Below are 13,213 nucleotides of genomic sequence, written 5' to 3'. Positions count from 1 at the left end.
CGCCGGGAGCCTTCGGAACCCGACCACCCATCATGTAAAGTATTGAAACCGCAGCAGTCGGCGGCGGTGGCAGACCTGATCGGGGGATCAGATGGTCGTGCTCAACGACGAGCAGAAGCGAGGCCTCACCCGGGGCGCGCAGGGTCGGCCCAAGACGGTGACCTTCCTGCCCGAACCCCAGCGTCGGGCCCGGCCCTACCTGCTCATCTCGGTCGACGACCACGTGGTCGAACCTCCCCACCTGTTCGAGGGGCGGGTGCCGGAGCGGTTCGTCGAACGGGCGCCGCGCATCATCGAGGAGGACGACGGGCGCCAGCAGTGGCACTTCGACGGCACCCAGCCCAACGTCGGGCTCAACGCCGTCGTGGGGCGCCCGGTCCTCGAGGCCTCCTTCGAGCCCTCCCGGTTCGACGAGATGCGCAAGGGGGCGTGGGACATCGATGCCCGCGTCCACGACATGGACCTCAACGGCGTGTACGCCTCGGTCTGCTTCCCCTCGGCCCTGCCCGGCTTCGCCGGACAGCGCCTCCAGCTCGGCACCAAGGACGAGGCGCTGGCCGACGCGGTGGTGCGGGCGTGGAACGATTGGCACCTCGAGGAGTGGGCGGGCACCCACCCCGATCGCATCATCCCGGTGCAGATCCCGTGGCTGCTCGACCCGCAGAAGGCGGCGTCGATGATCCGGGAGAACGCCTCGCGCGGCTTCCGGGCCGTCACGTTCCCCGAGGCGCCGGAGAAGCTCGGCCTGCCGTCGTTGCACACCGGCCACTGGGACCCCTTCATGGCCGCCTGCGAGGAGACCGGCACCGTCATCTGCCTGCACATCGGCTCGGCGTCGTCCCCGCCGCCGGTGAACCCCGAAGCGCCCCCCGACGCCCTCGGCGTGCTGTTCTTCGCGTCGGCCATGTTCTCCGCCGTCGACTGGCTCTACTCGCTGCTGCCGCTCAAGTTCCCCGGGCTCAAGATCTGCCTCTCCGAAGGCGGGATCGCCTGGGTGCCCGGCCTGCTGGACCGCCTCGACCACGTGGCCCGCTACCAGGAGCTCTACGGCACCTGGGACGGCTACGAGCTCAGTCCGGCCGAGGTCCTCCAGCGCAACTTCTGGTTCTGCGCCCTCGAGGACCCCTCCAACATGCAGCTGCGCCACCGCATCGGGGTCGAGAACATCTGCGTCGAGAGCGACTACCCCCACCTCGACTCCACCTGGCCCAACACCCAGCGCATGGTGGGTGAGGCCCTGACCGGGTTCCCACCCGACGAGGTCCGCAAGATCACCTGGCAGAACGCGGCACGGCTCTTCGACCATCCCGTGCCCGCCGCCGTCGCCGCCGACCCCGAGTCGTACTGACCGGCGCGCGACCGCTCGCCACCGTCCGTCCCCGCCCGCCACCTGCCCCAGGAGCACGATGTCCACGTCAACCCCCGCCGGCGCGTCCTACCGCCTCATCGACGCCGATTCCCACGTCAACGAGCCCCCGGGCCTCTGGGTCGACCGGGTGCCGGCGCAGTACCGCGACCTGGTGCCGCGCATGGAGCACTTCGAGCAGGGCGACGCCTGGGTCATGGAAGGGGTCAAGGACCCCATCAACTTCGGCCTCAACGCCGGGGCCACCTTCAGTCGCACCGAGCGCCGCCCCTGGGTGCGCTTCGAAGAGCTGCCCGCCGGCGGGTACGAGCCCGCGGCCCGCCTCGCCGAGCTCGACCTCGACATGGTCGACGCCGCCGTGCTGTACCCCACGCCGCGCCTGAGCCACCTGGCCATCGCCACCCAGGATCCGGACCTGCACCTGGCCATGGTGCGGGCCTACAACGACTGGCTCGCCGAGTACGCCGGCTACGAGCCCACCCGGCTCGGCGGGGTGGCGATCATCCCCAACCGGGGCGTCGAGCAGGCCGTCGCCGAGATCCGACGGGTCGCGACGATGCCGGGCATCGCCGGACTCCTGATCGGCAACTACCCCCACGGTGACCCGGACCTGTCACCCGAGGACGACCCCGTCTGGGAAGCCGTCGTGGAGTCGGGCCTCAAGCCCCACATCCACGTGAAGCTGGTCAACGAGATGCCCGAGGACATCTACGCCCCGGGCAAGATCACCCAGGGCCGGGCGGCCGCCGACCTGCGCTTCCTGCAGGCCCCCGCCACCATGGTGCAGTTCCTCAACAGCGGGGTCTTCGACCGCATCCCCGAGCTCGAGGTCGTCTTCGTCGAGGTCGACGCCGGGTGGGTGCCCTACGTCAAGGAGCAGCTCGACAACCGCTTCCGCCGCCGGGCGGTCGACCCGAAGTCGCGGCTCAAGAAGCTGCCGAGCGAGTACGTCGAGGAGCACTTCTCCTTCACCTACATCACCGACTCCTACGCCATCCGCAACCGCCACGCCATCGGCGTCGATCGGCTGATGTGGTCGAGCGACTTCCCCCACTCGGGGGCCGACTGGCCCGATTCGTGGCGCACCATCACCGCCGTCATGGACGACGTCCCGGCCGACGAGCGCCACGCCATCTGTGCCGGCAACGCCCAGCGGCTCTACCGCTTCGGCGAGCGTTGAGGGCGGCGACCATGGACGAAATGGATCCCCGTTTCCGCATCGCCGCCGCTCGCCGCATGCTGGCCCGCGCCGGGTGCGAGAGCCGCGTCGCCGGTCACGTCAGCGAACGGGCGGCCGGTGAGGACGCCTTCTGGGTGTCGCCCTTCGGCTACTTCGACGAGACCACCCCCGACATGGTGGTGAAGGTCTCGTTCGACCTCGACCGCCTGGAAGGGGACTGGGAGCCGTCGCCCGCGGTCGAGTTCCACGCCGAGATCTACCAGCGCCGGGCCGACGTGGCCTCGGTGATCCACACCCACTCCCACGAGCTGTCCAAGTTCGTCACCCGGGCCCGCCCCATCGGCATGTACAACGTGGCCGCAGTGCTGTTCTTCGAGGACCAGGTCTGCTTCGACCGCGACGACCCCAGCCGCCACGAGATGGGCGACAGTCTCGCCGCTGCGCTCGGCGACAAGCGGGTGGTGCTCATGAAGAACCACGGTGCCGTGGTGGCCTCGCAGTCGCTCGAGCAGGCCACCATCGAGGCGATGATGCTGGAGGCCTGCGCCGAGTACCACCTCGCCGCCGAGGCCATCGGGGGCACGGAGTTCGAGGAGCGCGAGGTGCGACGGGGGCGCGACCGCTACCGGCAGTTCTTCCTGCCCAACATGTGGGACGCCAACTTCCGGCGCCTGCGCCGATCGGACCCGGACCTCTTCGAGCACCTGGACTGACCGTGGCCGGCATCGTGTTCGCGCCGGTGGGAGACCGTGGTCCGGCCCGGCGGCCCTCCTCCTACGAACCGGTGACGGGGGTGCAGCGCACGGCGGCCGACCTCGGCGACGTCCCCCTGTGGCTGGAGGACGTCGAGCTGGCGCCGGGGTCCGAGCTCGTCTTCCGTCCCGACCACGGCGAGGAAGCGCTGTTCGTCCTCGAGGGAGTGGTCGACGTCGACGGTGAGGGGTGTGGCGCGGGCGGTGCGGTGATCGTGGAGGCCGGGGCCCGGCCCCGGGTCCGGGCCGACGAGCCGGCCCGCCTCGTCCACTTCGGGCGCCAGGCGGCGGATCGCCGCGAAGCGGACGTCGCCCGTCCTGCGACCCACCACGTCGTCGGGCCCGAAGGCACCTACGCCCGCGAGGACGACGAGCGCCGCACGCGGTTCTTCGCCGACTCCGACTGCGACGGCTGTGCCATCACCCTCTTCACCACCGGGCGCACCAGCGCCTACACGTCGGCGCCCCACAGCCACTCGGCGCCCGAGATCCTCTACGTCGTCGACGGCACCATCGCCTTCGGTCGACGCCGCCTCGGGCCCGGCGACGCCGTGGGCATCGCCGCCGATCGCCGGTACGGGTTCCGCAGCGACGGTGCCTTCACGTTCCTGAACTACCGCCCGGGCCCCTCGTCGATGACGGCCGAACGAGGGGGCCGGCCTCGACCAGAGGGGGCGCGGGCCCATGGCTTCGAACGGGTCGCTCAGCCCTGAGCGGGCGTTGTAAGTGTAAACATTACAAAGATGACAGGGGCAGTATCGACAGCCTCCCGAACGCACGCTAGGGTCATCGGTCACAGGAAGCACAGCGTCGTGTGCGGGCTCGCCCCAGGGGGGATCGCTCGTCGGCGACCGACGTGGCCGCAGGCCGCCGGGCGCTTCCCCGTCGGGGGTTCGTCGATGACCACAGCGCCAGACAACGTGACAGGGACGTCCCACGTCTCTCGAGCCCCGTAGTCCAGGGGAGTCGTCGCCTCGGCGATCGATCGCCCCACCACCCGGGTCGTGCCCGCACGGTCCGAAACCCTCACCGGAGGAACGGATGAACCTGATGTCCAGGAAGAGGACCCGGTTCGGCGCATTGGCGCTGGCCGGAGCCCTGTTGCTCGGAGCGTGCGCTTCGGACGACTCGAGCAGCACAGAAGGCACCGACAACGGTGGCACCACCCCCGAGGTCGAAGAGTCCAGCTCGGTCATCCAGGCCGGCTGGGTCAACGAGACCGACCTCGAGACCACCCAGGGCGGCACCCTCGACGTCACCCTTCCCGCCGCCCCCTTCGGCCTCGACCCCACCGTGGCTTCGCTCGGCGTGACCACCGGTGGCGCCCCGCTGGCCGCCCTGTACGACACGCTCTTGCGCTGGGATCCGCTCACCAACGAGTACTCCGGTCAGCTGGCCGAGAGCATCGAGTCCAACGAGGACTTCAGCCAGTGGACGCTCAAGCTGCGCGATGACGTCGTCTTCTCCGACGGCACGCCGCTCGACGCCGACGCCGTCGAGTTCAGCGTCGAGCGCATGAGGAACGGCCGGGGCAGCGCCGCCACCTACCCCGAGTACATCGCGTCCTACGACAAGCCCGACGCCCAGACCGTGATCTTCAACATGGTCGAGCCGCTCAACAACTTCGACGCCCTCCTCGCCGGCGAGCTCGGCTACATGGTGTCGCCCACCGCGGTCGCAGCCGACCCCGATGGCTTCAACACCAACCCCGTCGGCGCCGGTCCGTTCGTGGTCGACAGCTTCAACGCCCAGGAGGCCCTGGTCGTCGTCCGCAACGAGAACTACTCGCTCGGCACCCCGCCGCTCGATTCCATCCGCTTCGTCTGGAACCCCGAGCAGGGCGCCAGCGTCGACAAGATGGTGAACGGTGAGACCGACGTCGCCATGTTGACCTCGGTCCCCGAGGAGGTGCGGGCCATCGAAGAGGGCTTCGCCGCCTATTCCCAGCTCGTCGCCGGTTCCGGCATGGCCATCAACTCCGCCCCCGATCGTGCCTTCCCCGGCGACGATCCCCGGGTGCGGCAGGCCATCTCGCTGGCCCTCGACCGTGATGCCATCAACGCCCGGGTCAACAATGACCAGGGCATCATGGGCGACTTCTACTTCCCGCCCTCCTCGCCGCTGTACACCGAGCAGCCCTTCTCCGCCTTCGATGCCGACGAGGCCCGTCGCCTGGTCGAAGAGGTCAAGGCCGAGACCGGCTGGGACGGCAGCTTCGAGCTGCTCACCCCGGTGCCCACCGACTACGCGCTGTCCTACCAGGCCCTGCTCAACAACGTGGGCTTCGACGTCACCATCGACCAGGTGGCGTCGTTCCTCGAGCTCGTCGAGCGCACCAACTTCACCAGCAACTTCGACGTCTCCATCCACGTGATCACGGCCTACGAGACCAACGTGTACCAGTCCCTGGCTCGCAGCCTCACCAGCGACAGCGCCAGCAACTACTCGGGCTACGCCAACCCCGAGTTCGACGCCATCGTCGAGGAGCTGCGCACCGCGTCGGTGCCCGACGGCCAGGCCGAGGTCCTCGGTCGCCTCGGCGAGCTCTGGCTCGACGAGCAGCCCTTCGTGCTCACCGGCGCCCAGCCGTTCACCACCATCACCACCCAGCAGGTCGGCGGCCTCATGCCGACGGTCAACGGCCTGCTCCTCTTCGGCGAGGCCTTCAAGGTCTGACGCCTGTCGTGGCGAGCTCTGACGCCCGTCGTCAGCCGCTCGTGACGAGCCGGCCGTCGGCCCCTGGTTACGGAGATAGTGTCTCCGTAACCAGGGGCCCGGGGGCCCTCACCTTTCAGCAGGACCCATGGGGGAGACAACGATGACGGCCGTCGCCACGACATCGACGGACAACAAGGACGCGGCGAACCGGGCCAGTCGGAACAAGCGCGTGCGGGCCGGCAAGGCCATCATGCGCAAGCTCGGCGAACTGGTGCTGGTGATCCTGCTGGTCACCTTCGCCACCGCCGTGCTGGTCGACCTGGTGCCCGGCAACGCCGCCGTGGCCATCCTGGGCGACAGCCAGCCCCCCGAGGCCTACGCGGCCCTCGAGGAGGAGCTCGGCCTCAACGACGGGCTCTTCGTCCGCTACGGCGAGTGGCTGGGCAACGCCCTGCAGGGCGACCTCGGTGAGTCGATCATCCCGCCCGGCGGCTCGGTCGTCGATCGCATCTCCTCCGCCCTGCCGGTGAGCATCCAGCTCGCCATCATGGGCCTGGTCATCGCCCTCGGTGTCTCCATCCCGCTGGCGCTGTGGTCGTCGTGGCGACCAGGGGGGAGGGTCGACCGCATCATCACCACGATGACGTTCGGATTGGTGTCGCTGCCGAGCTTCGTGGCCGGCATGTTGCTCATCTTGTTCTTCGTGAAGGTGTGGCCGCTGTTCCCCCGGGCCGAGTGGGTGCGCCTCACCGAGTCGGTGCCCGACAACCTGCGCCACGCCTTCCTGCCCGCCCTCGTCGTGGCCGTCGGCGAGATCCCCGTGTTCCTGCGGGTGCTGCGCGGCGATCTCGTCGAGACGCTCCAGCAGGACTTCGTCACCGCCGCCCGGGCCCGGGGCATGTCGCCCAAGCGGGTCCTAGTGAGCGAAGCATTCCGCCCGTCGTCGCTCTCGCTGGTCACCGTGGCCGGCGTGAGCCTCGGGCGCCTCATCGGCTCGACGGTCATCGCCGAGTCGCTCTTCGGGCTCCCCGGCATGGGCAGCCTCATCGTCTCCTCCGCCCTCACCAAGGACCTCGCCCTCTTGCAGGGCGCCGTGGTGACGGTGGCCGTCATCTACGTGGTGGTGAACGCGTTCGTGGATCTCTCCTACAGCCGTCTCGATCCGAGGCTCCGTCGTGCGGGGGCGTGACGACGACCGGGGTACGACCCCGGACCTCGCCACCGCTCCCTCCCGGCCGTCCCGCGACAACGAGGACGCCAACGCCGAGCTGGTGATGCGCTCGCCCCACCAGGGCGACGTCCTGGTGGAGGCCGAGGCCGTTCTCGGCGAGCCACTCCTGCCCGAGCAGGCAGCCGAGCACGGGGCGCCGCGCTCCAAGGCGCTCGCCGTCCTCATCGGCGCCGCGCTCTTCGTCGTCGGCATCGTCTTGGTCGTCCTCGGCGCCTCTGCGCTGCGCAACGAGCTCGTGATGAACGCCCGGGTGGCGTTCGTCCTGGTCGGCCTGGTGCTCGCCTACGTGGGCCTCGCTCGTGTCGTGCGGGGCATCTGGGGCCCTCGCACCGATGTCGCCTTCTGGTTGTCGGTGCTCTGGTTGGTCCTGCTGGTGGGGGCGGCGCTGTTCGCCCCGGTGCTGCCCCTCGGCGAGGCCGAGAACAGCGCGGCCACGCTCGCCGACCCCATCAACGCCCGCCCCGAGCTGTTCAGCGAGAACCCGTTGGGCACCAACAAGCTCGGTCTCGACATGCTGGCCCGCACCATCTACGGGGCTCGCACGTCGCTCATGGTCGCCCTGCTCGCCGCTCTCATCGGCATGACCCTCGGTGGCACCTTCGGGCTCATCAGCGGGTACCTGCGCGGCGCCTCCGACGCCGTCATCGGCGTCGTGACCAACGTGTTGCTGGCCTTCCCCCCGCTGGTGCTGCTGCTGGCCCTCGCCGCCGTGCTGCCCCGCACGTCGCGCAACCAGGCCCTCGCCCTCGCCCTGCTGGTCATCCCCATCAACGTGCGTCTGGCCCGAGCCACCACCCTCAGCTTCGCCCAGCGTGAGTTCGTGCTGGCCGCCCGGGCCATCGGCGCCAAACGGCGCCGGATCATGATCGGCGAGCTGCTGCCCAACGTCTTCGTGCCCCTGTTCAGCTACGCGTTCATCGTGATCGCGGTGCTGATCGTGGCCGAGGCCTCGTTGAGCTTCCTCGGCCTGGGCATCCCGCCCCCCAGCCCCACGTGGGGCAACATGATCGCCGAGGGCCGCAACGGCGTGTTCGAGCGCGAGCCCCACCTGGTGCTGGTCCCGGCGGGTGCGCTGTTCCTCACGGTGCTGTCGTTCAACCTGGTCGGCGAGCGGATGCGAGCCAGGCTGGCCAGCGGAAAGCAGGTGGAGCTGTGACCGACACGCCGCTGCTGCAGGTCCGCGACCTGCACACCACCTTCAACACCCCGCGGGGTCCCGTCCCGGCCGTCGACGGGGTCGACCTCGACCTCGCCGCCGGCGAGACCATCGGCATCGTCGGTGAGTCCGGCTCGGGCAAGTCGGTCTTCGTGCGCTCCGTGATGGGGCTCACCAACCACGTGCCCCAGGCCAAGGTCACCGGCCAGGTCACCTTCGACGGCCGCGACCTCTCCGCCGCCGACACCAACGCCTACCGCAGCCTGTGGGGCGCCGAGATCGCCATGATCTTCCAGGACCCCATGACCTCGCTGAACCCGGTCAAGAAGATCGGCGCCCACTTCGACCAGGGCCTGCGCAAGACGCTGGGCCTGTCCAAGAAGGACGCCCGGGCCCGGGCCACCGAGCTGTTGGTGGAGGTGGGCATCCCCGAGCCGGTCCGGCGCCTCGACCAGTACCCCCACGAGCTGTCCGGCGGCATGCGCCAGCGGGTGTGCATCGCCCTGGCCCTCGCGTGCCGGCCCAAGCTGCTGATCGCCGACGAGCCCACCACCGCGCTCGACGTCACCGTGCAGCGCCAGATCCTCGACCTGCTCGAGCAGGTCACGGCCGACACCAACATGGCCACCATCCTCATCACCCACGACCTGGGCGTGGTGGCCCGGCGAGCCGACCGCATCATCGTCATGTACGCCGGTCGGGCCGTCGAGCGCGCCGCCGTGCGCGAGCTGTTCCACCACACCACGCACCCCTACACCGAGGCCCTCCTGGCGTCCGTGCCCCGGCTCACCTACGAGCCCCACACGCGGCTGGCGGCCATCCCCGGCACGCCCCCGGACCTGACCCGGGCCATCGTCGGCTGCCCGTTCGCCCCCCGCTGCGCCTACGCCACCGACATCTGCCGGGTCGAGCACCCGCCGCTCGAACCGGCCACCGCGGACCCGGGCCACTTCGTGGCCTGCCACCACCCGGTCGACGTCGACAGCCGGGCCCCCCTCGCCACAGGAGCACGCTGATGGCCGGCACCGGCAACGCCCACCTCCGACCCGACGACGCCATCCTCTCGGTGCAGGACCTCGTCGTCGAGTACCAGACCAACGCCGGCATCGTGCACGCGGTCTCCGGCATCAGCTTCGACCTCGCCGCCCGCGAGACCCTCGGTCTCGTCGGCGAGTCCGGCTGCGGCAAGTCCTCCGCCGGGCGGGCCGTGATGCAGCTGCCGTCGCCGACCTCCGGCTCGGTCAGCCTCGGGCTGGTCGAGCTCACCGACCTGGGTGAGGAGAAGCTGCGCCGGGTCCGCTCGCGCATGCAGATGATCTTCCAGGACCCCATCTCCTCGTTGAACCCGCGCCGCAAGATCCACGACATCGTGGCCGAGCCCATCCGGGTCTGGGAGGGGCGCAAGACCCCCGACGAGACCGAGCGGGTCCGCAAGGCCCTCACCTCCGTCGGGCTCGATCCCGACCAGGTCTGGGACCGCCGGGCCCACGAGCTGTCCGGTGGCCAGTGCCAGCGGGTGTGCATCGCCCGCACCCTGGTGCTCGACCCCCAGGTGGTGATCTGCGACGAGCCCGTGTCCGCCCTCGACGTGTCGGTGCAGGCCCAGATCCTCAACCTGCTCGAGGAGATGAAGGCCGAGTACGACCTGAGCCTCGTCTTCATCGCCCACGACCTGGCGGTGGTGAAGAACATCTCCGACCGCGTGATGGTCATGTACCTGGGCAAGGCCTGCGAGGTGGCGCCGTCGGCGGCACTGTACGAGCACCCGGCCCACCCCTACACGCGGGTGCTGTTGGCGTCGATCCCCGAGCCCGACCCCGACGCGCCGGAGGCCGACATCGCCGTGACCGGCGAGCTGCCGTCGCCCATCGACCCGCCCAGCGGCTGCCGGTTCCGCACCCGCTGCCCCCGAGCCGACGAACGCTGTGCCAACGAAGAACCCGTCCTGACCGAGGTCGGACCGGACCACTTCGTGGCCTGCCACCACCCCCACGACGAGCCGCTCGTCGAGGTCGCCGTCGCCGCCCCGGCCGCCGACGCGCCCGGTGGGGGTTCGTGACGGACCCGCTGCGCTACCTCGCCCTGTCGGGCAGCCTCGGCTGCGGGTTCGAGGAGCGTTCGCTCGAGCGCGGGGTCGACGCCGGCCTCGCCTTCATCGCCTGCGACTCGGGTTCCACCGACGGTGGTCCCTACTACCTCGGCAGCGACGCCTGGATCTGGGCCGACTCGGCCTACGAGCGCGACCTCCGCCTCGGCCTGGCCGGCGCCCGTCGGGCCGGGGTGCCACTGATCGTGGGATCCTGCGGCGGCGGGGGCGGCGACCGGGCCGTGGCCGGCTACCTCGAGATGGTCGACCGGCTGGCCGCCGAGCTGGGCTGGTCGCCCACGGTGGCGTGCGTTTTCTGTGAGCCCGATCGCGAGGTGCTGGCCGCCAAGTACGACGGCGGGCGTCTGGTCGAGCTCCCCGGCGCGCCGGCCATCGATCGTGGCACCTTCTCCGCCGACGGCCACATCGTCGCCATGGCGGGCGCCGAACAGGTGCAGTGGGCCCTCGACACGGGGGCCGACGTCGTGCTCATGGGTCGGGTCGCCGACGCCGCCCTCTACGCCGCCATCCCGTTGGCCGCCGGCCACGACCCCGCGCTGGTGTGGAACGCAGCCAAGATCATGGAGTGCGGAGCCGCCGCCGCCCTCAACCGTCGCGGCCAGGACTCGCTGCTGTGCACCCTTGACGCCGACGGCTTCGTGCTCGAAGCTCCCGACCCCGACCTCGTGTGCACGCCCGCCAGTGTGGCCGCCCACACCCTCTACGAGGTCTCGGACCCCTACCGCCTGGTGATGCCGTCCGGTGTGCTCGACAGCCGCGAGGCTCGCTACGAGGCGCTCGACGATCGTCGGGTGAGGGTCACGGGCGGTCGCTGGACGCCGAGCGAGCAGTACACGGTGAAGCTCGAGGGATCGGCACCGCTCGGCTTCTTGTCGTCGTTCTGGGGCTCCATCAGCGATCCGCTGCTGCTCGGCCAGCTCGACGCCTGGTGCGCGTCGGTCGAGGACCGTCTCCGGGTCCGCCTCGGCGAGGTGGGGGCGGGTTCGTTCGAGGTGGCGGTGCGCACCTACGGTGCCGGGGCCACCACCGCCCAGCACGGCGCGGTGCCGCGCGAGGCGGTGCTGGTGGTCGATGTCGTGGGCCAGACGCAGGACGCAGCCTCGGCCATGGCCCGAGCGGCGTACCACGTGGCCCTGCACTGGCCCATCCAGGGCTGGAGCGGCGGCTCCGTCACCTCCTTCGCCCACCCCTACAGCGCGCCGGTCGTCGACCGTGGGCCCGTGTACCGCTTCACCCTCAACCACGCGGCCGTGCTCGGCGACGACGAGATCACCGGGTTGTTCCGACTCGAGACGCACCGGGTGGGGGCGGCGTGAGCGGCGCGCCGCACCGGGCCGAGCTCGGGTGGGACGACATCGTGGCGCGCGCCCCCAACCTGACGCGCCACTTCCGCCTCATCCGCAGCAAGGACGCCGGCCCGTTCATGTTGACGACCGACCTGTTCTGCCACGACGCCGAGGCCTACGCCCGAGCGGTCGACGCCGGCCTGCTCGACGTCGCCTTCTGGGCGGCGGCCTACGACCAGGACCCGTCGGTCGTCGAGGTGCATCCGGTCGAGGCCATCAGCGCCATCAAGGTGAGCTTCCCCCGTCGCGTGGTGAGCGGCGACCTGCCCGACACCGACATCACCGGTGGCCAGCAGTACGCCCGGGTGGTGGAGGCCCTGGCCCGCACGGCTCTGGCCGACCCGTGAGGCCCTGAGCGTGGACCTCGGCGGCAGGTCAGCCCACCCAGCCCTCGATCGCCGGGATGCCGGCCGCGTCGAGGTGCTCGACGATGGCGTCGACCACCTCGTCGGACACGGTGAGCTGGGGCAGGCGCACCGTGCCGCCCGGGAGGCCCAACCGATCGAGCACCGCCTTGGTGGCCCGGATGCCGCCGTGGCCGTACAGCAGCCCCGACAGGCGAACCACCTGGCCGAAGGCATCGAAGGCGGCGGCCAGGTCGCCGCGCCGGTGGGCGTCGATGACCGTGGCGCACAGCCGTGGCGCCAGGTTGGCCTCGGAGCTCAGGTAGCCCTGGGCGCCGAGCGACAGCGCGGTGAGTCCCTGCATGGGCCCACCGACATGGATGCTGAGCCGGCCACCGACCGTGTCGCACAGGGCCACCAGGGCGCCGACGTCGCCGTGGCTGCAGTTCACGCCGACGAGGTGCTCGTGCTCGTCGGCCAGCTCGCCCAGGAGCCGGGGGCGCACCTTGTAGCCCACGGACTGGTGGCTCGACACCACGCAGGGGAGCGTGGTGGCCTCGAGCACGGTGCGCAGGTAGGTCTCGACCTCCTCGGGACTCGGGCGGTGGCCATGGCCGGGATCGAGCGAGTAGATCTGGGCGGCGTCCACCCCGGCCCCGGCGGCGACGTCGAGGTAGTCGATCATCTGCTCCGCGGTGCGGGGCTCGATGCCCATCGCCCGCACCGGCACCCGTCCCCCGATCTGGTCCACGCCGATCTCGAGGACGCGGCGGGCCTCCTCCGGGGTCAGGGTGAAGCCCTCGCCGCTGCCGCCCCCGCCCAGGTAGACACCGACGCCGGCATCGGCCATGCGGTCGAGGTGGGCCCGCAGGGCCGTCTCGTCGAGGCGGCCCTCGGCGTCGAAGGGCGTGATGCTGATGACGAACACCGAGGGTTCCATCATGGCAATCTTAGATGGAAGAGCGGGGCCCGGCGGCCGATCAGCGCACCAGCGGATCGGGTGCCCCGGCACCGAGCAGTACCTTGCTCGGGCAGGCGGACGATGAGAGAAGGTGTGTGACGTGGCACGAGGG

At 70.7% G+C, this 13,213-nt stretch carries 12 protein-coding genes; 11 read left to right on the top strand and 1 reads right to left on the bottom strand.

Translation table 11 applies throughout. The annotated features are described in order from the left end of the window. Positions 1 to 91 precede the first annotated feature (91 nt). From LUW87_RS08135 to LUW87_RS08085, 11 genes are all read left to right on the top strand, one after another. A complete protein-coding gene (locus LUW87_RS08135) occupies positions 92 to 1,348 on the top strand; it encodes an amidohydrolase family protein (RefSeq protein ID WP_232670637.1) in 1,257 nt (418 codons plus the stop codon). A gap of 58 nt (positions 1,349 to 1,406) precedes the next feature. Further along, complete coding sequence (locus tag LUW87_RS08130; RefSeq protein WP_232670636.1) at positions 1,407 to 2,546, top strand: amidohydrolase family protein; 1,140 nt, start codon at positions 1,407 to 1,409, stop codon at positions 2,544 to 2,546. A gap of 11 nt (positions 2,547 to 2,557) precedes the next feature. Then, positions 2,558 to 3,259, top strand: coding sequence for a class II aldolase/adducin family protein (locus LUW87_RS08125; RefSeq protein WP_232670635.1), 702 nt, complete (start codon positions 2,558 to 2,560; stop codon positions 3,257 to 3,259). Positions 3,260 to 3,261: 2 nt separating this feature from the next. After that, a complete protein-coding gene (locus tag LUW87_RS08120) occupies positions 3,262 to 4,011 on the top strand; it encodes a cupin domain-containing protein (protein ID WP_232670634.1) in 750 nt (249 codons plus the stop codon). 337 nt (positions 4,012 to 4,348) lie between these two features. Continuing rightward, positions 4,349 to 5,974: an ABC transporter substrate-binding protein gene (locus tag LUW87_RS08115; RefSeq protein WP_232670633.1), complete on the top strand. Its 1,626-nt coding sequence runs from the start codon at positions 4,349 to 4,351 to the stop codon at positions 5,972 to 5,974. Between the two features lie 142 nt (positions 5,975 to 6,116). Continuing rightward, positions 6,117 to 7,145 carry an ABC transporter permease gene (locus LUW87_RS08110; RefSeq protein WP_232670632.1) on the top strand — a complete coding sequence of 343 codons (1,029 nt, stop codon included), beginning with the start codon at positions 6,117 to 6,119 and terminating at the stop codon, positions 7,143 to 7,145. After that, the gene (locus tag LUW87_RS19165) at positions 7,132 to 8,343 is read left to right on the top strand and encodes an ABC transporter permease (protein ID WP_232670631.1); all 1,212 of its coding nucleotides are present in this window, start codon (positions 7,132 to 7,134) and stop codon (positions 8,341 to 8,343) included. The genes LUW87_RS08110 and LUW87_RS19165 overlap by 14 nt, the downstream gene beginning before the upstream one ends. Next, positions 8,340 to 9,359, top strand: coding sequence for an ABC transporter ATP-binding protein (locus LUW87_RS08100; RefSeq protein WP_232670630.1), 1,020 nt, complete (start codon positions 8,340 to 8,342; stop codon positions 9,357 to 9,359). Before LUW87_RS19165 ends, LUW87_RS08100 begins: the two co-directional genes overlap by 4 nt. After that, complete coding sequence (locus tag LUW87_RS08095) at positions 9,359 to 10,402, top strand: ABC transporter ATP-binding protein (RefSeq protein WP_232670629.1); 1,044 nt, start codon at positions 9,359 to 9,361, stop codon at positions 10,400 to 10,402. The genes LUW87_RS08100 and LUW87_RS08095 overlap by 1 nt, the downstream gene beginning before the upstream one ends. Beyond that, positions 10,399 to 11,766, top strand: a complete 1,368-nt coding sequence (locus LUW87_RS08090; RefSeq protein WP_232670628.1) for an acyclic terpene utilization AtuA family protein — start codon at positions 10,399 to 10,401, stop codon at positions 11,764 to 11,766. The genes LUW87_RS08095 and LUW87_RS08090 overlap by 4 nt, the downstream gene beginning before the upstream one ends. Further along, positions 11,763 to 12,143, top strand: coding sequence for a DUF4387 family protein (locus LUW87_RS08085; RefSeq protein ID WP_232670627.1), 381 nt, complete (start codon positions 11,763 to 11,765; stop codon positions 12,141 to 12,143). The genes LUW87_RS08090 and LUW87_RS08085 overlap by 4 nt, the downstream gene beginning before the upstream one ends. 28 nt (positions 12,144 to 12,171) lie before the next feature. On the opposite strand, the gene LUW87_RS08080 is transcribed toward LUW87_RS08085, so the two are convergent. Then, a complete protein-coding gene (locus LUW87_RS08080; protein WP_232670626.1) occupies positions 12,172 to 13,080 on the bottom strand; it encodes a dihydrodipicolinate synthase family protein in 909 nt (302 codons plus the stop codon). Positions 13,081 to 13,213 lie beyond the last annotated feature (133 nt).

The organism is Rhabdothermincola salaria (assembly GCF_021246445.1).
Taxonomy (GTDB): Bacteria; Actinomycetota; Acidimicrobiia; order Acidimicrobiales; family Acidimicrobilacustridaceae; genus Rhabdothermincola_A; species Rhabdothermincola_A salaria.
The sequence above is the reverse complement of the archived record's forward strand: the minus strand, read 5'-3'. Positions and strand labels throughout refer to the sequence as shown.

Coding starts and splice junctions, on each gene's coding strand:
- LUW87_RS08135 (WP_232670637.1), top strand. CDS start 92: ATGGTCGTGCTCAACGACGAGCAGAAGCGAGGCCTCACCCGGGGCGCG.
- LUW87_RS08130 (WP_232670636.1), top strand. CDS start 1,407: ATGTCCACGTCAACCCCCGCCGGCGCGTCCTACCGCCTCATCGACGCC.
- LUW87_RS08125 (WP_232670635.1), top strand. CDS start 2,558: ATGGACGAAATGGATCCCCGTTTCCGCATCGCCGCCGCTCGCCGCATG.
- LUW87_RS08115 (WP_232670633.1), top strand. CDS start 4,349: ATGTCCAGGAAGAGGACCCGGTTCGGCGCATTGGCGCTGGCCGGAGCC.
- LUW87_RS08110 (WP_232670632.1), top strand. CDS start 6,117: ATGACGGCCGTCGCCACGACATCGACGGACAACAAGGACGCGGCGAAC.
- LUW87_RS08095 (WP_232670629.1), top strand. CDS start 9,359: ATGGCCGGCACCGGCAACGCCCACCTCCGACCCGACGACGCCATCCTC.
- LUW87_RS08080 (WP_232670626.1), bottom strand. CDS start 13,080: ATGGAACCCTCGGTGTTCGTCATCAGCATCACGCCCTTCGACGCCGAG.